The sequence below is a fragment of the Bradyrhizobium sp. Leo78 genome (assembly GCF_059512425.1).
The window spans coordinates 1-26,362 of record NZ_JCAMOT010000017.1; the positions used below are offsets into that span (position 1 = coordinate 1).

Here is a 26,362-nt window from a genome sequence, read left to right on the forward strand (position 1 = left end):
GTTTGCTCATTTGTTTGCAAATCAATGAGCAAATCATCTCATCATCGAGCACAATCCGGGAAGGCGGCCTTCACCGAGGGCTTACTCTGCTGCTCGCAACCAAGCAACCGCAGCGCGAGTGCAAGGGGACGTTCGTCTTATATCCTCAGCTAAGCTGGAAGACTCTATGTTCGGACGCGTCGCGCGGGATGGCAACTCCAACTTGTGACACGCAGGCAACGAAGCTAGGCTGATTCAACAAGGGGCTAATGATGCGAATTGGGGCGCTTATTGTAGTCTTTTTCGGGCTGATCGTGTCTGCTCACGCTGCGCCAGCGACGCTGGTTTGTAGTGGCAATCTAACGGCCGACGGCAAGCCGATAAAACGTAGGTGGCGAGACGGCAATATTGGACATTGAACGAATGTCCTTCAAGCATCCATTGTACCCAGAATTCCCGCTAATCCGAGTTGACGAAAACGAACTAACTTTTGGAAGTGAGCTTCCCAAGCTTTCCACTTGGTAGGTGGCTCATCGGGAAAAACGTAGAGGATTTCCAAGACATTTAGGAGGTGCCGGCTGGCGCGCTCGGAGAGATTCGAACTCCCGACCCTCGGAATCGAAATCCGATGCTCTATCCAGCTGAGCTACGAGCGCGTGCGGTTCGTGTCGATTATCAGAGTTGGGCCGGAACGGCCAGCGGGGGAGAGCGGGAAAGATGCTCCCGCACGTCGTTCCGCTCCCGGTCCCGCTTTCAGAAGCAGGGATGCCGGCGGCCGTCCTGGCCGATATAGGCGGAGGCGCTCTGGCGGCATTTTACCGTCGCCGGGCCGTCGTAATAGGCGAACGTACCGGGCGTCGGCCCCGGGCCGTAATTGTGGAGGTAGCTGATCTGATAGGGCAGGTGCCCGGCGTAGTGCCGGTGGTGGTGGTGATGGCGGTAATGGCGGGCGTCGGCCACGCTTGGGGCGGCAGCCATGGCGGCGAGAACCGCTGCGGCGGCGAAAAACTTCAGTCTGGGCATTGTGCGTCTCCAGGGCCAGCCGGGGCGATTCTGGCCGATCCGGCCTTTCATTTAGCGCGGTTTGGAGGGAAAAACTGCGGGAAATCGGCCACATCACGTCAATTTTTGGCCCATTCTGGATGCTTAACGGTTTCCCAACACAGTCCGGCCAGAGTTTTGGGGTCTGGTCCGGGGCCCGCAGCCGGCTTTGTTTGAGGCGACCAAGGCGACTGTCACATTGTTCATGCGCATCACGCTTCTCGCCCTGTTGTTCCTTGCTCTCGCGATGGCGCCGGCGCGTGCCGTGCTGCACATCACGCGCGACCACGGCGGCTACGTCGATGAGTACAAGGCCAAGTACAAGCGCATCCGCGATCGCGGCGATCGCGTCATCATCGATGGCATCTGCAATTCCGCCTGCACGCTGGTGTTCGGCATCGTGCCGATGAACAAGATCTGCGTCACGCCCAGGGCGAGCGTCGGTTTCCACCAGGCCTATTACGACAAGGCCTTCACCTTCGGCATCAAGGTCACGAGCCTCGACGGCACCTCCGACCTGATGTCCTATTACCCGCAGACGGTGAAGGACTGGATCCGCCGCAACGGTGGGCTGACCACCGAAATGAAGAAGATCAAGAACGGCGTTGAGCTCTGGAAGATCGTCGATCCCTGTCCGGAAGAGTGGTAGGGCGGGCCGGTTTCAGTCATTTGCCTCACCGCAATTTCCCTCGTCATTCCGGGGGCCCAATTCCCACGCCCTCCGTCATTCCGGGGCGATGCGAAGCATCGAGCCCGGAATCCATCTGTCCGCTCGCGCATGTGGCGCAATGGATTCTCTGATGTGCAATTGCACATCAGAGCTCGCGCCAAGAGGCGCGCCCCGGAATGACAGCGGAGGAAAATTCGCAAGCGATTTCAACCTGATTTGCGCCGTCCAGCCCTCACACAAAAAACATTCCGCTTCCGCCGTCGGGCAAATCAGTGATTTAACTCCGCGCGTCTCACGGCGGATGAGGGGCGGGTCGCGATCGTCACGAACGTTGCGGTGGGATGCGGTGGACGCGATTGACGTGACTGACGAGCACGCGCATCGCGGACGGCGAAGTCGTGTGGTCCTGGCGCCCCGACGCTGGCGCTAAGTCCTGGGGGATGGAAACATCCCTGAGGATGACGGTGGCAAAAGAGCCCGGTCACCGGGGAGAGCACGAAGGAAACCGTAACACCATCGCGCAGGGAAAGCCGGAATGCTTCGGTTGAACCTGTGGTCCTACCCCCGTGCTTTTTGTTGCGCGGGACCCACGGGTGCAACCAGCACCCGGCTTTCCCTGCGCCCTCTGCGATCGAGGAGGGTGAAAAGTAAAGCAAAACTCGGGCACTTCATGCCGCGAGAGCGCGAACGCACATCGTCACGCTATTTGAAATTTGAATCCGAACCTCGCCCCTCGTCGTCCCGGCGTTCGCCGGGACGACGAGGGGCGAGGGCCGCGGCTTTGCTCAGCGCTTCGACTTCTTGGCCTTCTTTTTCTTGGAGGTTTTCTTGGTGGCTTTCTTGGACGTTTTCTTCGGCGCCTTTTTGGCTTTCTTTGCCGACTTCTTGGCGGCCTTCCCGGTCTTCGTCGGTCTCTTCTTCCTGGCCGCCGCTACCTTCTTCGCCACTTTCTTGGCGGCCCTTCGCACCTTCTTCGCGGCTGTCGCGGCGGCTTCGATGGTGGCCGTTGCGGCGGCGCCGAGCGTGTCGGTGACCTCTTCGATTACGGGCTTGTCGTCGTCCATGTCATCCCCCAACAGTTGAACGAGAGCACAACGATAGCCGGATTCTTGAAAGCGTCAAATCGATGTCGTCATTTGCGCACCGCTCAGTTCGGCGTAGTCGGCAAGCGCGATCGCTCTCAGGGACAGATGCCAGCGACCGGCGCTTCGATTGTCGTCCTGTCTTCGCTACTGCGCGGGCGTGGCGCGCCTGCGGTCGAGCGCTGCGACTGCATCGCTCAGGATCGCCTTGATCCGGTCGATGCCCTGCGGATCGAGCACGGATGGATCAAGGTAGAAATCCAGCCCGGCCGTCCGCTCGACGATGACGTCGCCTTTGGCGGCGTCGTCCAGCACGTTGTCGATGGAATAGGGGATCACCTCGCGGCTGATGCCCTTCATGGTGATCGCGGGCAGCGGGTGGGCCTGGATGATGTCCCTCGCCAACGCGAAGGTCTCATAGCTGACCACGATGCCTCCGGGCTCGGCGATCGATTGCAGCCGCGCCGCCAGATTAGCTTCGGCGCCGATGATCGTATAGTCCATCCGGTCCACGCTGCCGAAATTGCCGACATTGCAGTAGCCGGAATTGATGCCCATGCGCGACTTGAAGGGCTGTTCGATGCCGGCGGCGCGCCACTTGGCGTTCAGCTCGAGCAGGCGGCGCTGCATCTTCCAGGCCATCTGGACGCAGGCCTCGGCGTCCGCTCGATCGCCCTTGGTTTCGGGATCGCCAAAGAAAATCAGCATGGCGTCGCCGATGAACTTGTCGATCGTGCCGCCATGCTGGTGGGCGATCTCGGACATCTCGGTGAAATACTCGTTGAGCAGTTGGGTGATCTGCTCCGGCTGCAGCCGCTCGGTGGTGGCGGTGAAATTCTGGATGTCCGAGAAGAAGATCGTCAGTTTCTTCCGCTCGGTGTGAATGGTGACGTCTTTCTGGCCGCTGAAGATGCTCTTGTAGATCTGCGGCGGGATGTAGCGCGATATCTTCAGCGACAGCGTTGCGAGGAAATCGTTGTTGGATTCGAGCTCGCGGTTCATGGCCTGGATCTGCCGGGCCTGGCGGCGCTGCATCATCAGGAAGGAGAGGCCGCTGATGCTGGCGAGCGCCAGGTAGGCGAGCAGATATTTGAAGGAGAACAGGTTCGCCGCGATCGGCTGCGTGATCGCGACCTCCTGGATGCCGCGGACATCGCCCACCTTCCAGTCCGTCTTGGGGCTTTCGGGATGGGAGTTGTGGCAACTGACGCAGGCCGGCCCCATGACGACCGGGGCGACCAGCCGGACACGGTCGCTGAACAGCGATGTCGTCGTGTCGACGATCTTCTGGTCCGGGTTGGTGCGCAGGCTCTGCAGCGAAGCTCTCTCGAACTCATCGAGCTGGTGCGGTGCCCGGTTCTTGAACGGGAAGTCCGAGACGAAGCGGTAGGTGATGTTCTGCTGCTGCTCGCTGATGACCTTGCCGAGTTCGAGCGACAGCGTCGCCGGGATCGGGATGGCGCCCGGAATCGTCTCGTAGTTGTGGACGACCTGGGTCTGGCCGGGATGGGACAATATCCGTCCGACGACGTTCGAGGCGTAATAGGAGCGGACGCTGCTGACGAGGGAATTGAGGTCATTGGCCTGCCGCCGGAGCGCGACTTCAGCGAGACTGGTCAGGTCGAGCCATACCGCGACCGGAAGGGCGGCGAGCAGCAGCGCAATCAGGAACCCCGTCAGTGCCGCGGAGCGTATTTGTCTGGGATTGCTGTCCATCGCGATGATCCGATTCCTGCCCGTTCGCAGACTAAACTTCCATTGCAGCCATCGCCTGTAAAGCGCGGCTACCAAGCAGCTTTCTTCAAATTGATGCGTAACTGGAGCGACTTGCCGCGGCGGATGAAGGTGCGGGTGCCGGCAGTCGGTGACGGCCCTGGGTTAGGCGGAGAGGGCGATCCGGAGGGAGAAAATGCAATTCGGAACAGCTCCATCATGCCCGGCGCAAGGCCGGGCATGATGGTCGGATATCGATGGCGCGAGCCGCTACTTCGGCTGCGGGACGATGCGGATATAGGGCTTCGGCGCCTTCCAGCCCGCCGGGTAGATGGTCTTGGCTTCGTCGTCGCTGACCGAGCCCGCGATGATGACGTCTTCGCCCTGCTTCCAGTCGGACGGCGTCGCGACGCGATGCTTAGCGGTGAGCTGCAGCGAGTCGATGACGCGCAGGATCTCCTGGAAGTTCCGGCCGGTGGTCATCGGATAGACCAGCACCAGCTTGATCTTCTTGTCGGGGCCGATGATGAAGACGTTGCGGACGGTCTGGTTGTCCGCCGGTGTTCGGACGAGGGGATCGCCCGAGGTCGAGGCGGGCAGCATCCCGTAGAGCTTGGAGACGTTGAAGTCGGTGTCGGCGATCATCGGGTAGTTCGGCGCGGCACCCTGGGTCTCCTTGATGTCTTCAGACCATTTGGCATGGCGGTCGACCGGGTCAACGGAAAGGCCCATCAGCTTGACGCCGCGCTTGTCGAATTCCGGTTTCAGCCTGGCGAGCGCGCCGAGCTCGGTGGTGCAGACCGGGGTGAAGTCCTTGGGATGCGAGAACAAAAGCGCCCAGCTATTGCCGATCCAGTCATGGAATTTAATTTTGCCCTCGGTGGTTTCGGCTTCGAAATCGGGGGCGGTCGCGCCAATGGGAAGTGTCATCGTGTTGCCTCATGCTATTGAAGTGGCTAAAGAATTTTCTGTGCCGGTGTGCACGCGAGTATAGGAGCTGCAAGGGCTTAAGTGAACCACTGTAGCTAAAAGGTGAAATCATTCTCTTTTGTGACGGAACTTCGAGCAACTTCTTTTGATCGGCCTGCCTGCGGCGAAAAAACCCATAATGCCCGCAAGAGCACGGATTGCCGTGGAATTGCCTTTTATGGTCCCCATCTGCGGGGTCCGATCTGCTAACGGGCTCGAACCGTGACAGCGGTCACAGCGACCAATTGGCAACTATGTACAAATGTCGAAACCCCGGTTTCGAATCGGTAACCACTCGTTTACGCCGGCATGGAAATGCTGGACTGAAATAAGGAACTGAGAAGTCTCGCTATGTCTGCCCCCAGTATCGAGGCGACCGATGTGGTCGCCCTGCAACCGTCCTGCCGTAAGACCGCCGCGCATGCGCTGACCATTGTACGCGATGGCGTGATCACCGGCGAAGGCCCCACCACCAAGGGCCGTATCCATTTTTCCCGAGCGCTCGATGCCGATGACACCGCCTGGTGCGCGCGCATCCTCACCGCTTCCGCCGTCGCCCACCAGCCGGTGAGCCGGGAGGAGGTCGCGGCGCTGTTCGAGATCAACGAAGCCGCGGCCGAGCGCAGCGACGATGGTCGTTTCGACGACCTCTTGGCCAAGGCGGTCGCCCATCACGCCGCCTCGATGTCCGGCCTGCCGGTGCCGCCGCGCACGGTTGCGCTGTCGCCGGACACCGACATCGAGAGCTGGGCGCCCACGCACGCCGGCAATATCGACATCAAGGTGCTGGAGTGGATCGCGAGCCAGATGCGTGGCAAGCGCCGCACCAGCCACGCGCTCGCCGCGATGGTCGCCACGCTGGTCGGCGCCGCGGCGCTGCCGCTGGTGCAGCTCCCGAATGTGCTCGATATCGGGTTGATGTAAATCGCCCGACAGCGAGAAGAGGATCAACGGCGGGGCTATTTCCCCGCCGTTTTCTGTTTGCCGCTCTCGACCTCGAGGCCCAGCGTCCGCCCCGGAAAACCGGCGACGTCGAAATAGCGGGTCGACAGCACGCGCTGGAACTTGATGACGGTGCGCAGCCCGTTGGTGTCCGGCTTCGAGGTGACGGTGCCGTCGGCCATCTTCGGGACGATGCCGTTCGGGATCGCTTCCGACATCACCCGACCCAGCAGCCCGCCATTGGCGCTGGCGCGGAGGTCCAGGAGCTTGGCGATGGTCATGCCGACGTCGGCGTTGCTGACGGGAAGGGGATCGACATAGCCGGATTTGAAGTCGGGTCCGATCGCCGCCATGAAGTTCAGCCTGTCGCCCCGGCTGAAGCTGCCGTGCATGCCCTGGCCCTGGCGCAGGACCGTGTCGGCGACCTGGACCGAGCAATTGGTCGGCTCTTCGCAGCCCGACGACCAGGAACGGAAATTGACTACGATCGACGGCGTCGGCGTCGCCGCCTTGCCACGAAGGTTGAGCTGGGAGATCGGCAACGTGCCGGGGAAGCGCCCGAGCCGGTCATCGACGAACAGGCCGCTGACATAGTCCTGCTCCAGCAGCGCCTTGATGACGCGCCCAGTGAGCTTCTTGTCCCGGTTCGGCAGATAGATCAGGTCCGATCCGCCATTGGTGGCCACGACGACGTCGGGCTTGGCGGGGTCCTGGCCGAGCACGCCGTTGCCGGCCTTGGGATGGGCGTTGTCTGCGACACGGGCGTTCTTGTCGTTGGGATCGAACAGCGGCAGGTCCAGCGCCTTGGCCAGATCGATCGCCAGGAAGCCCATCGGCAGGAAATCCTTCGGCGTGTCGTCGTAGGAGATCTTGGCGGAGGGGCTGGTCTTGCTCTCCTTCGAGATCGTCGAGAAGCCATGGTCGGCGGAGACGATGATGTTGGTCGAGGCGGCGAGCCCGAGCTCGTCGAGCGCCTTGCGCAACTGCGCGAGGTTGTCGTCGGCGTTCTTGATCGCGGCCATCGAGGTCGGCCCGTTGATCCCGGGCGTGATCGTGTTGAGGCTGTCGCCGGTGTTGTGCTGGCTGCCATCCGGGTCGCGCGACCAGAACACCAGGACAAACGGCTTGTTGCGCGCCTTGAACATCGGCAGCACGACCTTGGTGGCGACGTCCGCGAAATAGGCCTGCTGGGCGACATTGGCGACCGTGGTGCCGGGTGTCTTGGCGTCGCCGGCCTTGCCATTGTCGCCACGGCTTGGCGTCGTCAGGGGCAGGTTGGCCTTAGTGAGCGCATCCTTCACCTCCTCGGATGCGGGAACGCCATTCTTGCCGCCGGTGGAATCGTCGAAGATGATGGTGTGCTTGCCGCGATCGGTGTGGTCGAACAGCAGCGTCGGGCCGACCTTGCCGATGGCGGCGGTGCTGAAACCCTTCTCGCGCGCCATCTTCAGGATGGTCTCTTCGTTCAGATAGTCGCCGTTGAAGTGATCGTCGATGTCGGCCAGCACCGCGTCATTCTCGATGAAGGGCACAACGGTGTCGCCTGCGGGGGCCGAAGAATAGCCAGTGTAGATGGTGTTGCTGAAGGTACCGGTGTCGCCGAGATAGTGGCCGGTCGACATCGCCGAGCTGTTGGCCATGGTGAAGGTCGGAAACAGCGAATGCGAGTTCTTGAAGTTGACGCCCTTGTCGCGGATACCCGCCATCGCCGGCGCCGTCTGCGGAGTGACGATGCGCGAGCGCAGGCCGTCGGGGATGAACAGGATCACGTTACGTGGCGTGCTGTTCTGGGCCGATGCGGCCCCGGCCGCGAGCGTGATCAAGCCTGCCGATAGCAATGTTATTGTGCGGCGCATCTTCATTTCCCCCTGTCAGAAGCGACGATCCTGCGATCGATCGTCGCACCCGTTTAGTTTTGCTATATGACAGAATTGTTACAGGCGGGCTCCTGTGCGTGCTCTGCGACAGGTTTGTCAACGCGCCGTCCGAACCGTGCGTAGAGCGCCGGGAGGACGGCCAGCGTCAGCAGTGTTGCGCTAATCAGGCCGCCGATGACGACGGTCGCCAGCGGCTTTTGCACCTCCGCGCCCGTGCCGGTGGCGAAGGCCATCGGCACGAAGCCGAGCGCCGCCACGAGTGCGGTCATCACGACCGGGCGAAGCCGGGTGAGGGCGCCATTCTCGATGGCCTGCCGCAGCGGCATGCCGTCCTCATAGAGCTTGCGGACCAGGCTCAGCATCACAAGGCCGTTCAGCACGGCGACGCCCGACAGCGCGATGAAGCCGACCGCTGCTGAGATCGAGAACGGCATGCCGCGAAGCCAGAGTGCGGCGATGCCGCCGGTGAGTGCGAGCGGCACGGCGCTGAACACCACCAGCGCATCGCGCGCCGATCCCGTGGCCGCCAGCAGCAAGAGGAAGATCAATGCAAAGCAGGCCGGCACGACGATGCCGAGCCTCTGCCGGGCCGCGGCCAGATTCTCGAACTGTCCGCCCCAGCTCGTCCAGTAGCCTGGCGGCAGCTTGACCTGCTGGCCGACCTTGGCCTGGGCTTCCGCGACCACCGAGCCGAGGTCACGGCCGCGCACGTTGGCGGTGATGACGATGCGGCGCTTGCCGTTCTCGCGGCTGATCTGGTTCGGCCCCTCGGTGAAGGAGAAGCGCGCCAATCGATTGAGTGGAAGGCTCTGGACCGGGGCGTTGGGCGTTGCCTTCGGCAGCGCCACGGGAAGGTTGCCGAGCGCCTCGAGGTCGGATCGCAACGCTTCCGGCAGCCTTACGACGATGTCGAACCGGCGGTCGCCCTCGAACACGACGCCTGCGTCCTGGCCGCCGACCGCGGCGCCGATCACATCCTGCACCGCCGCCGCGCTCAGACCGCGACGGGCGATCGCGGCGCGGTCGACCTTGATATCGAGGACAGGAAGGCCGCCGGCCTGCTCCACCTTCACGTCGGTCGCTCCATGCACCGAGCGCAGGACCGAGGCCACTTCGTTGGCCGCTTTCAGCATCGGCTCGAACTCGTCGCCGAACACCTTGACGGCGATGTCGCCGCGAACGCCGGCCAGAAGCTCGTTGAAGCGCATCTGGATAGGCTGGGTGAATTCATAGACGTTTCCGGGCACGCGATTGACGGAGCTTGCGATCTGCTCGACCAGTTGCTCCTTCGTCATCGACGGATCCGGCCATTGATCGCGCGGCTTGAGCATGATGAAGGTGTCGGACGCGTTCGGAGGCATCGGGTCGCTCGCGACCTCGGCCGTTCCGGTCTTGGAGAAGACGAAGGCGACCTGCGGCAAACGGCTGACGGCGTTCTCGACCGCAAGCTGCATCGCCTGCGATTGCGACAGCGCGGTGCTGGGAATCCGCAGCGCATGCATGGCGATGTTCTTCTCGTCCAGCGACGGGATGAACTCCTGCCCGAGGCGCGCGAAGCCAGCGAGTGCGACCGCAAACAGCACCGCAGCCGTTGCGATGACGGGCAGCGGGGCGGCAATCGCATAGCGCAACAGCGGCCGGTACAGGTGCTTCAAGGCGCTGACGAGCCCGCTTTCATGCTCCTGTACGCGTCCCGTGACGGCAATGGCAATCGCTGCGGGAACGAGCGTCAGCGACAGAACGAATGCCGATGCCAATGCCAGGATCACGGTCACGGCCATCGGCGTGAACATCTTGCCTTCGATGCCGGTGAAGGTGAGGAGCGGCACGTAAACCAGGAGGATGATGGCCTGCCCGTAGAGGCTCAGGCGGATCATCTCGACCGCGGAGGCGCGCACGGTGGCCAGCCGCTCGTCGCGGGAGAGGGGACGCCCAAGGTCGCGCTGCCGCTCCGCCAGATGGCGCAGGCTGTTCTCCGTAATGATGACGGCGCCATCGACGATCAGGCCGAAATCGAGTGCGCCCAGGCTCATCAGATTGGCGCTGATGCGGCCCTGCCACATGCCGATCGCAGTCATCAGCATCGCCACGGGGATCACCAGCGCGGTGATCAGCGCTGCGCGAAAATTGCCCAGTAGGACAAACAGCACAGCAACGACCAGCAGTGCGCCCTCGCTCAGATTGGTCGCAAGCGTTCTGACGGTGGCATCGACCAGCTGGGTGCGGTCGAGCACGGTCTTGACCTCGACACCCGGCGGCAGTGTCGGCGCGATCTCGCGCAGTCGCGCATCGACCGCCGACGACACGGTGCGGCTGTTGGCGCCGATCAGCATCAGCGCCGTGCCGACCACCACCTCGTGGCCGTTCTCGCTGGCACTGCCGGTCCGGCTTTCGCCGCCGATCGTGACGGTGGCGATATCGCGGATCCGCACCGGAACGCCGCCGCGCGTAGTGACGACGATGGTGCCGAGTTCCTCCATGTTCTCGATGCGACCGCCGGAGCGCACGACGAATCCCTCGCCGTTCTTTTCGATATAGCGCGCGCCGCGGCTGACATTGTTGGCCTCGATCGCGTTCGCAACATCGGCAAAGGTCAAGCCGAGGGCGATCAGCTTCGCCGCATCCGGATGGACCTGGTACTGCTTGAGATAGCCGCCGATCGTATCGACGCCGGCGACGCCCGGAACAGTCTTGATCTGCGGCCGGATGATCCAGTCCTGTACCGTGCGCAAATAGGCGTTCTTCTCGATGTCGCCTTTGAGCCGCGCGCCGTCGCTGGTGACAAAGCTTCCGTCCCGTTGCAGGCCCGGCGCGCCGTCGGCTTCGACCGGTTTGTCGGCGAACCGAACGGTCCACATGTAGATCTCGCCGAGCCCGGTCGAGATCGGACCGATCCGCGGCTCGATGCCTTGCGGCAGGCGTGCGCGAACCTCGGCGAGGCGTTCGGTGACCTGCTGACGCGCGAAGTAGATATCGGTCGATTCGCTGAAGACCGCGGTCACCTGTGAAAAGCCGTTGCGCGACAGCGAGCGGGTGCTCTCGAGGCCGGGCGCGCCGGCGAGCGCCGTCTCGACGGGAAAGGTGACCTGCTTCTCGATCTCGAGCGGCGACAGCGCGTGGGCCGCGGTGTTGATCTGCACCTGCTTGTTGGTGATGTCGGGCACCGCGTCGATCGATACCCTCGTCAACGCAAAGCCGCCGAGCGCCATGACGACGGCGCAGAGCGCAACGACCACCCAGCGGCGGTGAACGGAGAAGCCGATGATCGCCTCAATCATGGCCATGCTCCGCTTCGGCCTTTTCCAGCTCGGCCTTGAGCGTGAATGTGTTGGCGACGGCGATCGTCTCTCCGGGCGATAGACCGCTCACGATCTCGACGTCGTCATCATCCTCGCGACCGGTACGCACCTGTCGCGCCTCGAACCCTTCGGCGTCACGGACGAATATCGTGGCGTTGCCCTTGACGGTCTGCAGCGCCTTCTTCGAGACGATCACCTTGGAGGGCTCGCCGCCGAGCGGCACTTCGGCGGTGACGAAAGTGCCGGGCCTCCACCGGTGATCCCGGTTCGGCAGCGTCGCGATCACGCGAGCATTGCGGGTCTCGCGATCGAGCAGGGGGCTGACAAAGATCACCCGCGCGACCGCTTCGTCGTCGCTACCGATCGCGCGGATCGTGACCAGACCGCCCTCGCGCACGGCGGCGATGTCTTCCGGGGAGACCGCGAGATCGACCCAGATATCGTCGAGATTGACGATGACGAACAGTTCGCTTTCCTGGCCCTCGCGGCCGATCAGCCCGCCGAGGTCAACGCGCCGCTCCGAGACCCGGCCCGAGATCGGCGCACGTAAATATTGTTGGCGCAGGCTTTCCGGCGGCTGGTTCGGGAGATCGGCGATCTCCTGTTCGGACAGACCCAGCGCGAACAGCTTTTGCCTGGCGCCGTCGAGCTTGATCCTAGCGTCGTTGGCGGCGAGCTGGGTCCGCAGGAATTCGTTTTCCGACATGGCCCGGCTTTCGGCCAAGCTTTTTTGTCTGTTGTAGAGGGTCTGCTGCAGATCGTTGGTCAGCCGCGCGGCGAGGTATTCGCTCTTGGCGTCCGCCACTTCGCGGCTTTCGATGACGGCGACGATCTCACCTTTTTCGACACTGTCGCCGAGGCGCTTGCGCAGTTCGCCGACCGTTGCCAGCACGCGTACGGAGACGCGGCCGACGTGGTCGGCGTCGGGAATAAGCGAGCCTGGCGCCAGGAAATGGCGTCTGAGCGTACCGCCCGCAACCGGTGCCAGCCTGATGCCGGCATCGCTGATCTGCTCCTCGCTCAGCACGATGCGCTCGGTGCCGTGATCCTCGCTTTCGGCTTTTGCTGTCCCGGTCGTCGCCGCTTCCGGTTGCGCTGGCGTTCCCGACAGCGGCCAATGCGACCAAACCGTGATGCCCAGGCCGCTGCCGATGATGATGCCGGCAACGAAAAGAAGAATCCGTCTCATATATGCCTTCCCGCCGCGCGCGGGTCCGAGCCCGGCGCTGCTGCCATAGCCATGCGTGCAAGTTGGGCGCGCTGCCGGGAGGCAGCGCGGCCGGATCGGTCATGCTGATCGGATCAGGCGCGGGGTGGCTTGAAGGGAGAGATCGGTTCGGCCGCTTCGGGGGCACGTATGGCAAGGAAGCGATAGGCGTGCGCGGTATACTCGATCGTGATCGACGTGTCCTGTGTCGCCACGGTCGATACGTGGGTCAAGCAATGATCGCCATGGGGCAATGCTGGATGGACGGGAGCGTTGTCGGTGGCATCACCGGCGAGTTGCGCGATCGACAGTGCCGGCACTGCATCGTCGCTGTCGAAGCCGAGACCGTGAAAGAAGGACAGCACGAGCGCTAGCGAGATCAGTCCCGCAAGCAGGCTGCGCCACCGGCGCGACGGGGCCTTGCAGGTCGAAGAATCCGGTGCGGCGAAGCGAGAATCCATGCCGTTAGTTAGCGCCGCCCCGGTACCGATTCAAGTCAGCAGAGTGCTGAATGCTATAACGTTACGCTTTCGCCGGCGGTCGCTTGTTCCTTGTGACGCGGAACATGATGGCGCGACGACGGAGTCGCGCAGTTAGGGGCATTGTAAAAGCCGGCTTCCGATCGCTGCGGCGGATCGCCTCGCTTATGGTCGGGCAGGCTGAGATGAAGTAGAACTTCCTGGACAGCCGGCTTGGCGGAGGTGGGGAAATGCTCGCACGAATCGTGGTCGCAACTCTTCTCATGATCTCCAGCGCGTTCGCGCAGGAGCGCTCAATCACGGTGGCATCGACGACATCGACCGAGCAATCCGGGCTGTTCGGTTTCCTCTTGCCGCGCTTTACGGCGGCAACCGGGATCGGTGTCAAGGTCGTCGCGGTCGGCACCGGCCAGGCGCTCGACATCGGACGGCGAGGCGATGCCGACGTGGTGTTCGTGCATGATCGCCCGGCGGAGGAGAAGTTCCTGGCCGAAGGATTTGGCGTCAAGCGCCAGGACGTGATGTACAACGATTTCGTGGTGATCGGGCCAAAGGCCGATCCGGCGCATATTGCCGGCGGTAAGGACGTCACGGAAGCGCTGAAAAAGATCGCCGCCGCGAAGGCGACCTTCGTCTCGCGTGGCGACCGCTCCGGCACGCACCAGGCCGAATTGCGGCTATGGAAGGAGGCGGGCATCGACATCGCGACGGCGAAGGGATCCTGGTATCGCGAGATCGGGCAGGGCATGGGGCCCGCACTCAACATGGCCGCATCCGACAATGCCTATGTGCTCTCCGATCGCGGCACTTGGCTGTCGTTCAAGAATCGCGGCGATCTCGCGATCCTGACCGAGGGCGACCGGCGCCTGTTCAACCAATATGGCGTGATGCTGGTCAATCCGGCCAAGCACCCGACCGTGAAAGCCAAGGATGGCCAGGCCTTCGTCGACTGGCTGATCTCCGCCGAGGGACAGAAGGTGATCGCCGACTACAAGGTCGGGGGCGAGCAGCTATTTTTCCCCAACGCGTCCGACTAGCAGGAACGCGACCGTGCTGACGGTCACGCTGAGGCCGAGCAGGATCAGGCCGAGCCCGAGCGCGAGTGGCAACTCGCCCTTGCTGGTTTCCAGCGCGATCGCAGTCGTCATGGTCCGGGTGTAGCTGCGGATATTGCCTCCGACGATGATGATGGCGCCGACTTCGGCGATGGCGCGGCCGAACGCGGCGAGGAACGCGGTCAACAGCGAGGCGCGGCCAAGCGACGACAACAGCGCCATGCTGCGCAGACGCGACATGCCATCGGTGCGCATGAGGTCGGCATATTCCGCCCACAATAGCGAGACCGGACGGTGCACGAGTGCGACCACGATCGGCGTGGCGAGGATCGTCTGCGCGACAATCATGGCGCTCGGCGTGAACAGCAGTCCGGCAAAGCCGAGCGGACCGGAACGCGACAGCAGGAGGTAAAGCGCCAGTCCGACCACCACGGGCGGCAGGCCGAGCATGGCGTTCACCAGCACGATCGTGGCCTGCCTGCCCTGAAACCGGCTAATCGCGAGCAGGACGCCGAGGGGGGCGCCGATCAGCAGCGCCAGCAGGCTCGCCGTCAGGCTGACGCGCAACGATAGCAGGACGATGCCGATCAGCTCAGCGTCAAGACTTGCGATCAGCGAGAGCGCCGTCGCCACCGATTGCGTGAAATCATTCATCCTGCTGCGCGCTTGGCCGCCCCGGTGAAATCGCCCGAATGAAGATTGCCGGCTGCCACCATCCAGCAAACACCTAAATCTCTCATAAACTGCGTAACGTCCAATACCGCACAAGCGATGTTGCGCGGTCGAAATCTGGTAACACTCAGAAACAAAGTTCCATGTTAACCGGCTGATAACTCATTTTCCTAACGCCCTCTTGGGTTGTGTCTCCTACAACAAGCGCTTGTAGGGGCAGGGAAATGTCAGACAGCTCGGCCAAGAGCGATATTTTGCAGAGCCGGTGGTGGCCGAAATGGGCCGCCGCGGCGCCACCGCGATTGAGCGCAATTCAGTGGCTCGTGCTGTGCGCGGCTGCGCTCGTGGCCGCGATCGGGCTCGGCACCGGGTACCTGGCGCTGCAATTCCGGGAGCGCGCGCTCGATCTTGCCGAACGCGAACTCTCCAACACGGCGCTGCTGCTGTCCCGCCATTTCGATCAGCAGCTCTCCGATCTCCAGCACGTGCACGATGATGTCGTCGCCAACATGCGGGCGGACGGGGTCGATACGGCCGATCAGTTCGAAAAGGTGATGTCACTGCTGAGTGCGCACGAAATGCTGCACACCAGGCTTGCGGCGCTGCCGCATGTTGGTGGTCTCAATCTGTTCAATGCCGAGGGATGGCTGATTAATTCCTCCGAGATGTGGCCGGTGCCCGACCTCAATGTCAGGGATCGGCGATATTTCAGGGAGTTCACCTCCGGCAAGCCGACGCCGGATGTCATCGTCGAGCCCGCCGTGAGCCGCGTCACGGGCAAGTGGACGACGCTGTTCGCCCGCAAGATTGTCGACGGTAATGGCGCCATCATCGGCTTTTCCAGCCGGGGTGTCGAGCCCAGCCAGTTCGAGGATTTCGTCGCCTCTTTGGCGCTGAATGGCGACACAATCATCTCAATGATCCATCGCGACGGCACGGTGATCGCCCGCTATCCCAAGGATGACGGGGCGGTCGGTAAGAGCGTAGCCGGTCTCCGGCCATTCCAGAAGGCGCTGACGCTTGACGGGAATATCTCGGGGCGCTTCAGCACTGAAGATGCCGAAGACAAGATCGGGGCAGTTCGACCGCTCACTCATTTTCCGATCCTGATCGTTGCCACGACCAAGACCTCGACCGCGCTCGCCAACTGGCGGGCGCAGACGAAACTGCAGTTCAGCGCTGCGATCCTGGCGATCGTCGTCGTCATCGTCACGATCTTCCCGATCGTGAGACAACTGCAGCGACAGCATGAGGCCGCGCGCCAGAAGCTATCGGAGAAGAGCCTTCATCTCGACACCGCCATCAACAACATGACCCAGGGGCTGTTGCTGTTCGATGCGTCGGGCCGGCTCGTGGTCTGCAATCAGCGCTATCTCGATATGCTCGGCGTATCTCCTGACGTCGCCAAGCCCGGATGCCACCTGCGCGATCTCGTGCTGCACCGTCAGGCGATCGGATCCTTTATCGGCGATGTCGACGAATATTGCGCGCACTTCATCGGACCCAACAGCAGCGAGATCGGCGAACGCCATTTCTCGACGCAGGACGGGCGAATTATCCGAATGATCTTCAAACATTCACCGGACGGGGGTTGGGCCACGACATTCGAGGACGTGACCGAGCGGCGCCGTGTCGAGGCGAAGATCGAACATCTCGCCCATTACGATCCGCTGACCAATTTGCCGAACCGGACGCTGTTCCAGCGCCACGCCGAAGGCTTGCTGCTCGAAACAGCCGATGTGCAGTTCGCGATCCTCTATATCGATATCGACGAGTTCAAGCGCATCAACGATTCGCTCGGCCATCTGATCGGTGATGAGTTCCTCAGAGGTGTCGCCGAACTGTTGCGGCAGTCGATCGGACCTGAGGATTTCATCGCGCGTCTCGGCGGCGACGAGTTCGCTATCGTTCAACGCGGCATCACGGCCGATGGCGATGTCAGCGCGCTGGTTGAACGGATCTATCAGGCGCTGCGGACGCCATTCGATTGCCACGGCCATCACTTGTCCGGCGACGCCAGCATTGGCATCGCGGTCGCGCCGCGGGATGGTACCGATCTGCTCGGCTTGTTGAAACGCGCGGACCTTGCGATGTACGCAGCCAAGGCTGCCGGTCGCCGCACCCACCGTTTCTTCGAGCCGGAAATGGAGAAGGAGGCCAAGCTTCGCCGCGAGCTCGAAGCCGATATGCGCACTGCGCTGGTCGAGGGCGGGTTTGAAATCCATTACCAGCCGCTCGTCGACCTGCGCAGCGACGAGGTGACCGGCTGCGAGGCGCTGGTGCGCTGGCGGCATCCGGTGCGCGGCATGGTATCGCCGGCCGAATTCATTCCGGTCGCGGAGGAGACGGGCCTGATCGAGGAGATCGGGCAGTGGGTGCTGCGAACCGCCTGCACCGAGGCTGCCACCTGGCCCGCCCATGTGCGGGTGGCGGTCAACGTATCGCCAATTCAGTTCAAGTCGGATGCGTTGTCGTTGAAGGTCGCAGCGGCATTGGCCGAGAGCGGGCTCGATCCGCGCCGCCTCGAGCTCGAAATCACCGAGGCCGTGCTGATCGCGGACGATGATGCCGCGCTGATCGCACTCAACCAGCTCCGCGCGCTCGGCGTCCACATCGCGCTGGATGATTTCGGAACCGGCTATTCCTCGCTGCAATATCTGCAGCGTTTCCCGTTCGACAAGATCAAGATCGACCGCAGCTTCGTCAAGGAAGTCACCCGCAACAGCTCGTCGGCGTCGATCATTCGCGCGGTGGTGAGCATCGCGGCCGACCGCGATATGATCACGACGGCGGAGGGCGTCGAAACCGAGCAGCAGCGCGACGCTGTGCACATGCTGGGCTGCACCCAGATGCAGGGCTATCTGTTCAGCGCGGCGCGCACGGCGCAGGAAATCCGGGCGATGCTGGCGTCCGAAGCCGCCGAGGTGGAGAACGCGGCCTGATCGGCGACGCTTCAGCGTTCGCGCCGATTCTTGCCGTAGCCTGTGATGGGGCGCAACAGCCGTTCGGTCAGCACGCCGATCGCAAGGCCGGCAACGACATCGCTCAGCCAATGCGCAAGCAGGACGACGCGTGTCAGCACCAAACCTCCACCGATCGCCCATACCACGTTGCGCTTTGCCGGCGGAAGCACGGTTGCGGCTGAGGCGATTGCACCGACGTGAATCGCATGGCCGGACGGAAAAGCGTCCTCTGGCTGGCCGGAGAACGGCACGCCATGAAGGTGACCTCGGGCTGTCCGTCGATCGGGGCGCTCCTGGTCGAATACCGTTTTCAGCACGTGGGGCAGGATAGCCGCGACGATCGTGGTCAGGAGGATGTGGTTGCTGTTGCGGCGCCGCTTCGCGTCCTTGTTGCGAGAATAAAGCCACCAGCCCAGCGCAAGCGCGCTGAGCACGTGCTCATCAGCGCCCCAGGTCAGCACCTCCGCGACCCGCTCGGCTGTCGGCGTTGTGTATTCCGATACGGTGCCGGCGATTGCCTTATCAGCACGGGTTGGCTGCACCCGGAAAAGCGCCATCGGATTCTCCCTTCGAGACTACAAACCTTTGACGGCCGCGATGGTTTCGCGGCGCACCCGCGCATGGGAACGAAAATTTCGGCCACGAGTTTGCCGCTCACAATCCCGAGGAGAGGCAAGCACCATGAAGAGATCGATCGTGGTGACGGCGGTTGCCGTCGCCCTTATTTCCACCTCGGCAGCCGCGCAATCGGTCGGCGAGAAGACCGGCGTCAATTCGGTACTGGGCGTCGCTCCCTCAACGGCGGATTTCGTCAAGGAAGCCGCGATCAGCGACATGCTGGAGATCGAGGCGGGCAAGGTCGCCGAGCAGAAGGGCAATGCGGAGGAGAAGAAGTTCGCGTCCCAAATGATCGCCGACCACACCAAGACCAGCAGCGAGCTGAAGGGCCTGGTCACGAGCAGCGAGGGCGTGCAGATTCCATCGGGCTTGGATTCATCTTCGCAAAGCAAGCTCGACAAGCTGCGCGACACCAAACCGGAGAACTTTGCAAGCCAATATAACCCGATGCAGGTGAGCGCGCACAAGGATGCGGTGTCGCTGTTCGAACGCTACGCCAAGAGCGGCGACAATCCGAAGCTGAAGGATTGGGCCGGCAAGACGCTGCCGACGCTGCGGCACCATCTCGAGATGGCGCAGGCGCTGGACAAGAATCGCAAGTGACGCCGCGGCGTCACGCCTTGCGCTGGTGGCGCGTCCATCGCACGATCAGCGGCAGAGCGTACCAGAATCCGATCAGGACGAGAAAACTCGCCGTCGCGCAAGTGGCGGCGAGTTCGCGGTTGGTGATCCTGCCGAGAACGACGTAGCTCTCTGCGGCTATGCCCGCGGCCAGAAACAGCGGCGCCGCTGTCACCAGCGCGGAGGCTGTGCGCAGAAATCTCGGAGAATCTGCGCCGCCATAGGAGAGCCGGTGCAGGGCGGCTGGCGTCATCAGGAGGATGACGTTCACGGCGACGAGGCCGAGCGCGACGGCATGCACGATCTTTGCCGTCTGCGGCATCTCATCAAATCCAGCGGTAAGCATGGCGATGAATTGAAAGCCGAACAGGGCCTGTGCGCCGGGGATGATGACCCGCGCTTCGGTCAGCAGTTGCTCGACTTTTGTCGCGAGCGGGGTTGTTCCTCCTGAATCGGGCATTGGTGTTCTCTCCCGGTGAAACAGCTCCAATCCGAACCACGCAAAGCTTGATGCGAGTATCAGCGCGAGTCCGCTGGAGGTACCCGCGAACCAGCCGAAATGTCGTTCGATCACGACATAGGCGGCAACGCCAAGGCTCAAGGAGAAGGGAACCAGGCCGGCGGTCGCGTACAAAGACGTCGCGCGGACGAGGCGCTTCGACGATGAATCTCGCTCGACCATCCGGTGTTCCATCGAGGGGATGATCAGGAGCCCCAGCGAAAGCGTCAGCAGCGCAAGCCCAACGGCGCAGAGCATTTTCGACGCGGAGGAGAGCGATGGAAAGCCGGTCTGGAAGAAGGCCTGGAATTGAAATCCGAGCAGGACCTGGATGCCGAGGACAAGCAGACGAGTTTCGTCAAGCGCCGTCTTGACCATGCGGTCCAGCTTCTCGGACATCCTGGCCGCACTCCTTTCTCGCCGCGCGGGAACCGTCGCCGATGTCGTGTTGTTAACGCGACATGTCATCTAACGTTCATCTACGGCGGGGTGCGACATGACGGCGCCAGACGTCCGCAAGGGGATGCCATCAGTCAAATTGCCGCGCGAGGAGTTTGCGGAACGCTACCGCAGCCGTTTCGTCGATCCCGCCTTCAGGCCGCTGCAGCGGGAGATCGATGCCATCATCGACGCGGCGTGGGATGCCTACAGTCATTCGCGCAAGTCGCCGCTGACGCGCAAAGCGGGGCCGGGCTTCGCCGATCCGGAATACGAACTGGCGGTGGACTGGCTCGCGGCGCGCGAGGCGATCCTGGCGGCGCAGCGGCGTCACGACGATGCGGCGGAGAGACCGCGCATCCTGATCATCAACGGCTCCTCACGCAGCGAGCATACTTGTCCCGGTGAAATGTCCAAGAGCTGGCGATTGGTCAAGCTCGCCGAGCCTGCGTTCGTCGAGATGGGGCTTGCCGTCGACATCCTCGATCTCTCGCGACTGGCGTCCGAGTTCGGCAAGCAAATCCATCCCTGCAAGTCCTGCGTCTCGACATCGCCTGCGCTCTGTCACTGGCCCTGCAGTTGCTATCCGAATTACGCGCTCGGCCAGACCGACGACTGGATGAATGATATCTATCCGCTATGGGTGGCGGCGCACGGCATCCTCATCGTATCGCCGGTGAATTGGTATCATGCGCCGACGGGGCTGAAAGCCATGATCGATCGGATGGTTTGTGCCGATGGCTGCAATCCCGACCCGACCTCCACCCACGGCAAACACGCGGATGAAGCCAAGGCGCTCGAGTTGAAGGGCTGGCCTTATCCGCGGCATCTCGCCGGCCGCAACTTTGGTCTCGTCGTGCACGGAGATTCCGTTGGCGCGGAAACGATGCGACGTTCGCTATCGGATTGGCTGACGGATATGGGGCTGATCCCGGTCGGCCGAACGGGTGAGCTCGACGGCTATATCGGCTACATGGAGCCTTACGCGACCTCACATCAGGCACTCGATGAGGACAAAGCGTTCCAGGAACAGACCTTGAATGTCGCGCGAGCGCTCGGCAACGCGGTGAAGCTTGCGCGTGAGGGCAAGTTGCAGGATCCGGCAGCGGGGCTCGTCCAGCCGAATCCGAAATAGCGTCAGCCTCGGTTCCGGGCGAAGCGGGGATCAATTCGCCGTTGCGCAGGAACGATGTTCGGCATTGCCGATTGGTCGGCATCTCCCATCCACTGCGACGGAGTTTCCCATGGACTTGAAAGGCAAGAAGATCGCAATCCTCGCAACCCACGGCTTCGAACAGTCGGAACTGGAAGTGCCGCGCGACCGGCTCAAGAAGGCCGGCGCAACCGTCGACGTGATTTCGCTGGCCGCAGGCGAGATCAAGGGCTGGGACATCAAGGATTGGGGCCGGCCGGTGAAGGTCGACAAGACGCTCGACCAGGTCTCCGCGTCCGACTACGACGCGATCGTGCTGCCGGGCGGACAGATCAATCCGGACCTGCTGCGGGCCGAGCCGAAGGCGCTGAAATTCATCAAGGAGATATTCGACGCCAAGAAGGTCGTCGCGGCGGTCTGCCACGCGCCGTGGCTTCTGATCGAAACCGGCATTGCCAAGGGGCGGCGGATGACTTCGTACAAGTCGATCAAGACCGACGTGATGAATGCTGGTGCCAAGTGGGAAGACTCCCAGGTGGTAACCGACCAGGGCGTGATCACGTCCCGCAATCCCGGCGATCTCGAAGCCTTCAGTGCCAAGATCATCGAGGAGGTGAAGGAAGGCCGCCACACCCAGCGCAGCGCAGCCTGATGAAGCGAGCCAGCCGATGCAAAGCAAATTGATCTCCGACGAGCCGGGCGCGCAGGTCCATGTCGTCATCCTCGACACGGGCGAGGAAGCATTCGCGGCGCTGACGAAGTTCGCCAACGAGGCCAGGATCTCGGCGGCGACGCTGACCGCGATCGGCGCGTTCGAGAAGGCGACCGTCGGCTGGTTCGATTTCGGCTCGAAATCCTATCGGAAGATCGAGGTCAACGAGCAATGCGAGGTGCTGAGCGCGATCGGCGACGTCGCGATCGGCGATGACGGCAAGGCCAGTCTGCACGTTCACATCGTGCTCGGGCTGTCGGATGGCTCCACGCGCGGCGGCCACCTGCTCGCGGGCGTGGTGCGGCCGACGCTCGAGGTTGTGCTGACGGAAGCGCCGGCAAAGCTTCGGCGGAAGAAGAGGGCGGACCTCGGCATCGCCCTCATCGATATCGCGGCCCAACAGTGCCAATAGAAAAAGGAGACGCGCTTAGCGCACGCCGAGCGCGTTCTCCAACTGCCGCTTCGTCATTTTCGAGCGGCCTTCGATTCCGCGTCGCTGCGCCCTCGCGTAAAGCTCTCGCCGCGTATGTCCGTCGCGCTTGCGGGCGCGGGAGCGTGCCGCTTTGCGTCCGCGGGCGGTGAGCTTGCGGGCATTGCGGCCGCCCATCGCGCGGCTGCTTTCCCGCTTGCCGGAAGCCCCGACATGCGACTTGCCTTCGCGCTCCTGCTGGGCGGTACGGCCCTTCGCTTCCTTTTGTTCGGTGCGGCGCAGGTCACGACGGTTGCTGCGCTCGCTCTGGTATTTGGAGGCGCCCGCTTCCTGCAGTGCAATGGCGATCGCCTGCCGACGATTCTTGACCTTGCCGGCGCGGCCGCCACGGCCGCTCTTCAGTTCGCCATGCTTGAATTCGTGCATCACCCTGCCGGTGACGCGTCGTTGACGCGATGAGGGTGCCATCGTCTTAATCCTCCGTTTATCGGCAAGAACCGCCGACGGCGGATGTCGTTCCAACGGAGGGCAGAGGTTAAGGCCGCAGACGTTAAGGCTCAGACGGTCGAACTGATCGACCCCCGATCGACGATCGCTTTCCGTAGGATGCGCGACAGCGACTCGACCGAATAGGGTTTCTGGATCAGCTCGAATCCGCGATGCGCATTTTCGGCGAGCACGTTGCTGTATCCGCTGGTCAGGACGACCGGCAGCCCGGGATAGCGGTCGCGGATCACGCTGGCGAGCTCCACGCCGTTCATGCCGGGCATGATGACGTCGGAGAATACGAGGTCGGCGGAAAACTCGTCTTCGGACAACAGGGCAAGAGCTGCATTGGCATTCGCCACGCGTTTGACCGAGTATCCGAGATCTTCGAGCAGCTCGGTGGAGAACTGCCCGACCTCGTCATTGTCCTCCACGACCAGGACGCGGTAGCCGCGGCCCGTGGTTGCCGGCTCGCTGGCGATGGCTGCAGCGGACGCCGCATCGGCCGGTCGTGCTGCCTGCGGCAGATAAATCGTGAAGGCCGCGCCTCGTCCGAGCGTACTGACGACATCGATGTCGCCGTCGGATTGCTTGGCAAAGCCAAATGCCTGGCTCAGGCCAAGCCCGGTTCCCTTGCCGACTTCCTTGGTGGTGAAGAACGGTTCGAAGATCGATTGCAGATGATCGGGCGCGATGCCGCTGCCGCTATCGGCCATGGTGATCGCGACAAAGTCGCCGCGGCGCGCCGGCTGGGCGCGCAGGGCAGGGATGCCCCGCACCTTCCGCACCGCAATGGAGAGGCGGCCTTCGCCGTCCATGGCGTCGCGGCCGTTCACCGCGAGATTGATCAGTGCGGTCTCGAATTGGGCGATGTCGGCGATCGCAAAGCAATCGGGGTCGTCGATCTCGACGTCGATCTGGATGCGCGCACCGACCAGCGGCCGGATAAGCTGGGTCACGCCCTCGACCTGCGCGCCGACATTGAAGACCTGCGGCTTCAGCGGCTGGCGGCGGGCGAACGCCAATAGCTGCGCGGTCAGCTTGGAGGCGCGCTCCACCGTCTCGGAGATCGCGTCGATGTAGCGATGACGGCGCTCTTCGGGCAGGTCGCGGCGACGCATGAAGTCGGTCGCGGAGCGGATTATGGTCAGCAGATTGTTGAAGTCGTGGGCCACGCCGCCGGTGAGCTGGCCGACGGCTTCCATCTTCTGCGATTGCCGTAGCACCTCTTCGCCCTGGCGGCGTTCGGTGATGTCGACGGCTTCGGCCACGGCGCCAATCACAGTGCCGTGCTGGTCGCGAAGCGGCCGCATCGCGAAATCGAAATAGCGCTCGCCGACCGGAAGCCGCAGCATCATCTCGGACTTGACGTCGTCGCCCTTCATGACCGCCATGAAGGCGTTGCGAACCAGCTTGGGCAAGTCGTCGGTCGCGACGAACCATGGCGTTTCCCAGAACGGCTTGCCGATGGCATCACGGGCCTCGGCGCGGATGCCGGCCAGTGCCGTCCGGTTGGCATGGAGCACGTCGCCGTGCTGATTGAGCAGCACCTGATACTGGTGGCTGGTCTCGAAGATCGCGCGCATTTGCGCTTCGCTGGCTTCGAGCTGCGCGGTGCGCTCGGAGATACGCAGTTCGAGCGTTTCGTTCAGCCGGCGCAGTTCGATCTCGGCCTGCTTGGCCGCGGTGATGTCGTGGGCGACCCCGATGAAGCCGATGTGGTTGCCGGTCGGATCCCAGCGCGGTTGCGACTCCGACCTGAGCCAGCGCCATTCGCCGTCGGCGCGCAGATAGCGCGCCTCCAGCACGAAAGGCTTGAGCGAAGCTTCGCCCGCGATCGATTCCTGCACGATGCGCGACATGTCGTCAGGGTGCAGCCGCTTGCGCCAGTCGAACTTGATGGCTTCTTCGAAGGGAAGGCCGAGGAAATCGATATAGGCCCGGTTGGCGAAGGAGCGGGTGCGGTCGAGTTTGGTCACCCAGATCGGAACCGGCGCGCTGTCGGCGATGAGGCGGAAGCGCTCCTCGCTTTCGCGCAGCTTTTCCTGGGCGAGCATGCGTTCGGTGATGTCGATATGGGCGCCGACCAGACGGAGTGCGCGGCCGTCGCGGTCGCGCTCGATTTCCCCGATCACCGCGATCCACCTGACCTCACCGTCGCTCGGACGGAGGATCCGGTATTCCGCCATATAGTCTCCGCTCGTCCCGGCCAGGGCATCGAAGAAATGCCCGATCGCGCGGTCACGATCGTCGGGGTGGATGCGGTCGACCCAATCCTCGTGGGTTTCGTTCACCGCATCCGACCCCAGTCCATGGATGATCAGGTATTCCGGCGAGCGGCGGTTGCGGAAGCCCTCGCGGAAATCGACCTCGACACCGCCGACGCGGCCGATACGCTGGATCCGGGCAAGCTCCGCCTCGCGCTCCTGCAATTCGCGATGCGCGCGGTCACGTTCGCGGGCAATTTCTTCCAGATGCTGGCGCAGCCGTTCAGCGGCGACCGTCTCGGGAAGGACGTTCATAGGGTCTGGCGGCATCGGGGCGGGCGACCTCTTTCCGTAGTCTCACACAACGAAAGAGGGCTTGCCAGCATCATTTGGCCTTGGTGCCGGGCCTGCAGTTATAGGCCCTGCGGAACCCCGCCGCCTGTGCGTCATCTTCAGAGCAGAACCAGCGGTCTGGCCTGGTTAATCCAGGGTAACTGCGGCACGCCTGCAAGTGGTAGATGCCGATATCGCCGGTGACGCGGGCGCGCACGGCGAACTTACCCTTGATGTTGCAGCTTGCCGGCATGGGAAGATCTTCAGGGAAGAGCACGTCGCGGATCGCGCGATCGCGGTCGGCGGGACAAGATGCGCCCAGCAGCGCGCCGTCCTGCTTGCCGCGGCGGAACTCCTGCGGGGCAACAAAGCAGCCTTTCCACATGCCCTGGCGGTCTTCCCTGGCGCGCGCCTCGTCAGGCTTGAAGCGGCCGGTGGCGGAAGCCTCGACGTTCAGGGCAAAGCCCCGCTGGACCATCACCTCGCTAAGGCTGGTCGGGTCGCCTTCGATCTTGCACACGCCGAGATGTCGTTTCTTGTAGGCCGGGTCGGGACCGAGATCGTCGCAGCGGACCTGACGATCGCCGATTAGCTTCGCCAACTGGTCGCGGGCCTCGATGCCGCAGGTCCAGCTCTCGGCATGCTCGTCGATGCACAATTGGTCGATCGGAGGCACGTCGATGCCATCGAGCCGATAGATCACGTTGCCGAGCTGCAGCGTGCTGCCGTCCCTGACGGTAGCGTTGGCGGCGAAGCCTTGGCTCGCCGGAAGGGCTATCAGGATCAGCCCTGCGATCAATGTGCGTAATGGCATGGTCTGCATCGATGGGGTGGCGTGCGGGGCAAAGGTTCTAGATCATGAGCCGATTGGACGGAATCGGATCATGATCTCATCTTTCTTGTTTGAGCATGATCTC

The 26,362-nt window shown here is 63.0% G+C and carries 22 protein-coding genes and 1 tRNA gene; 8 read left to right on the forward strand and 15 right to left on the reverse strand.

The window, feature by feature from the left end; all coding sequences use genetic code 11:
- Window positions 1-558 precede the first annotated feature (558 nt).
- Window positions 559-635 (reverse strand) — tRNA-Arg (locus tag AC5ZG1_RS21365).
- 97 nt (window positions 636-732) lie between these two features.
- Window positions 733-1,002, reverse strand: coding sequence for a hypothetical protein (locus tag AC5ZG1_RS21370; protein ID WP_130230579.1), 270 nt, complete (start codon window positions 1,000-1,002; stop codon window positions 733-735).
- 223 nt (window positions 1,003-1,225) lie between these two features.
- Between AC5ZG1_RS21370 and AC5ZG1_RS21375 the strand changes: the two genes are divergently transcribed.
- Window positions 1,226-1,669: a hypothetical protein gene (locus AC5ZG1_RS21375; RefSeq protein WP_028164026.1), complete on the forward strand. Its 444-nt coding sequence runs from the start codon at window positions 1,226-1,228 to the stop codon at window positions 1,667-1,669.
- A gap of 806 nt (window positions 1,670-2,475) precedes the next feature.
- Here AC5ZG1_RS21375 and AC5ZG1_RS21380 read toward each other — a convergent pair.
- The 3 genes from AC5ZG1_RS21380 to AC5ZG1_RS21390 form a co-directional block, all read right to left on the reverse strand.
- A complete protein-coding gene (locus tag AC5ZG1_RS21380) occupies window positions 2,476-2,754 on the reverse strand; it encodes a histone (protein WP_456645485.1) in 279 nt (92 codons plus the stop codon).
- Between the two features lie 165 nt (window positions 2,755-2,919).
- Window positions 2,920-4,488, reverse strand: coding sequence for an adenylate/guanylate cyclase domain-containing protein (locus AC5ZG1_RS21385; protein WP_496134008.1), 1,569 nt, complete (start codon window positions 4,486-4,488; stop codon window positions 2,920-2,922).
- Between the two features lie 267 nt (window positions 4,489-4,755).
- The gene (locus AC5ZG1_RS21390; RefSeq protein WP_456645483.1) at window positions 4,756-5,415 is read right to left on the reverse strand and encodes a peroxiredoxin; all 660 of its coding nucleotides are present in this window, start codon (window positions 5,413-5,415) and stop codon (window positions 4,756-4,758) included.
- A gap of 390 nt (window positions 5,416-5,805) precedes the next feature.
- Here AC5ZG1_RS21390 and AC5ZG1_RS21395 point away from each other — a divergent pair, with 390 nt between their 5' ends.
- Complete coding sequence (locus tag AC5ZG1_RS21395) at window positions 5,806-6,378, forward strand: hypothetical protein (protein WP_456645482.1); 573 nt, start codon at window positions 5,806-5,808, stop codon at window positions 6,376-6,378.
- Between the two features lie 35 nt (window positions 6,379-6,413).
- On the opposite strand, the gene AC5ZG1_RS21400 is transcribed toward AC5ZG1_RS21395, so the two are convergent.
- From AC5ZG1_RS21400 to AC5ZG1_RS21415, 4 genes are all read right to left on the reverse strand, one after another.
- Entirely contained in the window at window positions 6,414-8,252 is a 1,839-nt protein-coding gene (locus AC5ZG1_RS21400) for an alkaline phosphatase family protein (protein ID WP_496134009.1), read from the reverse strand.
- Window positions 8,253-8,314: 62 nt separating this feature from the next.
- Window positions 8,315-11,551, reverse strand: coding sequence for an efflux RND transporter permease subunit (locus AC5ZG1_RS21405; RefSeq protein ID WP_456645480.1), 3,237 nt, complete (start codon window positions 11,549-11,551; stop codon window positions 8,315-8,317).
- Window positions 11,544-12,761, reverse strand: coding sequence for an efflux RND transporter periplasmic adaptor subunit (locus tag AC5ZG1_RS21410; RefSeq protein WP_456645479.1), 1,218 nt, complete (start codon window positions 12,759-12,761; stop codon window positions 11,544-11,546). The genes AC5ZG1_RS21405 and AC5ZG1_RS21410 overlap by 8 nt, the downstream gene beginning before the upstream one ends.
- A gap of 113 nt (window positions 12,762-12,874) precedes the next feature.
- The gene (locus tag AC5ZG1_RS21415) at window positions 12,875-13,240 is read right to left on the reverse strand and encodes a hypothetical protein (RefSeq protein ID WP_456645478.1); all 366 of its coding nucleotides are present in this window, start codon (window positions 13,238-13,240) and stop codon (window positions 12,875-12,877) included.
- A 248-nt stretch (window positions 13,241-13,488) separates the two neighbouring features.
- Here AC5ZG1_RS21415 and AC5ZG1_RS21420 point away from each other — a divergent pair, with 248 nt between their 5' ends.
- Window positions 13,489-14,295 carry an ABC transporter substrate-binding protein gene (locus AC5ZG1_RS21420; RefSeq protein ID WP_028164017.1) on the forward strand — a complete coding sequence of 269 codons (807 nt, stop codon included), beginning with the start codon at window positions 13,489-13,491 and terminating at the stop codon, window positions 14,293-14,295.
- Here the strand turns inward: AC5ZG1_RS21420 and AC5ZG1_RS21425 are convergent.
- Entirely contained in the window at window positions 14,269-14,967 is a 699-nt protein-coding gene (locus AC5ZG1_RS21425; protein ID WP_028164016.1) for an ABC transporter permease, read from the reverse strand. The two genes, AC5ZG1_RS21420 and AC5ZG1_RS21425, sit on opposite strands and share 27 nt — an antisense overlap.
- A 242-nt stretch (window positions 14,968-15,209) precedes the next feature.
- Here AC5ZG1_RS21425 and AC5ZG1_RS21430 point away from each other — a divergent pair, with 242 nt between their 5' ends.
- Window positions 15,210-17,927 carry a bifunctional diguanylate cyclase/phosphodiesterase gene (locus tag AC5ZG1_RS21430; RefSeq protein ID WP_496134010.1) on the forward strand — a complete coding sequence of 906 codons (2,718 nt, stop codon included), beginning with the start codon at window positions 15,210-15,212 and terminating at the stop codon, window positions 17,925-17,927.
- Between the two features lie 11 nt (window positions 17,928-17,938).
- Here the strand turns inward: AC5ZG1_RS21430 and AC5ZG1_RS21435 are convergent, their stop codons facing one another.
- Window positions 17,939-18,505, reverse strand: a complete 567-nt coding sequence (locus tag AC5ZG1_RS21435; protein ID WP_496134011.1) for a phosphatase PAP2 family protein — start codon at window positions 18,503-18,505, stop codon at window positions 17,939-17,941.
- Window positions 18,506-18,629: 124 nt separating this feature from the next.
- On the opposite strand from AC5ZG1_RS21435, the gene AC5ZG1_RS21440 reads away from it, so the two are divergent.
- Window positions 18,630-19,169 (forward strand): DUF4142 domain-containing protein, encoded by a 540-nt coding sequence (locus tag AC5ZG1_RS21440; RefSeq protein WP_496134012.1) that lies wholly within the window; start codon window positions 18,630-18,632, stop codon window positions 19,167-19,169.
- A gap of 10 nt (window positions 19,170-19,179) precedes the next feature.
- On the opposite strand, the gene AC5ZG1_RS21445 is transcribed toward AC5ZG1_RS21440, so the two are convergent.
- The gene (locus AC5ZG1_RS21445) at window positions 19,180-20,085 is read right to left on the reverse strand and encodes a DUF6328 family protein (RefSeq protein WP_496134013.1); all 906 of its coding nucleotides are present in this window, start codon (window positions 20,083-20,085) and stop codon (window positions 19,180-19,182) included.
- Window positions 20,086-20,182: 97 nt separating this feature from the next.
- On the opposite strand from AC5ZG1_RS21445, the gene AC5ZG1_RS21450 reads away from it, so the two are divergent.
- From AC5ZG1_RS21450 to AC5ZG1_RS21460, 3 genes are all read left to right on the forward strand, one after another.
- Window positions 20,183-21,259, forward strand: coding sequence for a flavodoxin family protein (locus AC5ZG1_RS21450; RefSeq protein WP_496134014.1), 1,077 nt, complete (start codon window positions 20,183-20,185; stop codon window positions 21,257-21,259).
- 109 nt (window positions 21,260-21,368) lie between these two features.
- On the forward strand, window positions 21,369-21,929 hold the full coding sequence (locus AC5ZG1_RS21455; protein WP_028164012.1) for a type 1 glutamine amidotransferase domain-containing protein: 561 nt from the start codon (window positions 21,369-21,371) through the stop codon (window positions 21,927-21,929).
- Window positions 21,930-21,945: 16 nt separating this feature from the next.
- The gene (locus tag AC5ZG1_RS21460; RefSeq protein WP_496134015.1) at window positions 21,946-22,401 is read left to right on the forward strand and encodes a PPC domain-containing DNA-binding protein; all 456 of its coding nucleotides are present in this window, start codon (window positions 21,946-21,948) and stop codon (window positions 22,399-22,401) included.
- Between the two features lie 15 nt (window positions 22,402-22,416).
- On the opposite strand, the gene AC5ZG1_RS21465 is transcribed toward AC5ZG1_RS21460, so the two are convergent.
- The 3 genes from AC5ZG1_RS21465 to AC5ZG1_RS21475 all read right to left on the reverse strand — a co-directional run bounded on the left by AC5ZG1_RS21465 (window position 22,417) and on the right by AC5ZG1_RS21475 (window position 26,259).
- Complete coding sequence (locus AC5ZG1_RS21465) at window positions 22,417-22,887, reverse strand: DUF6496 domain-containing protein (RefSeq protein ID WP_496134016.1); 471 nt, start codon at window positions 22,885-22,887, stop codon at window positions 22,417-22,419.
- Between the two features lie 89 nt (window positions 22,888-22,976).
- Window positions 22,977-25,427, reverse strand: coding sequence for a PAS domain-containing hybrid sensor histidine kinase/response regulator (locus tag AC5ZG1_RS21470; protein WP_496134017.1), 2,451 nt, complete (start codon window positions 25,425-25,427; stop codon window positions 22,977-22,979).
- Window positions 25,428-25,497: 70 nt separating this feature from the next.
- Window positions 25,498-26,259, reverse strand: coding sequence for a thermonuclease family protein (locus tag AC5ZG1_RS21475; protein WP_496134018.1), 762 nt, complete (start codon window positions 26,257-26,259; stop codon window positions 25,498-25,500).
- Between the last annotated feature and the right edge of the window lie 103 nt (window positions 26,260-26,362).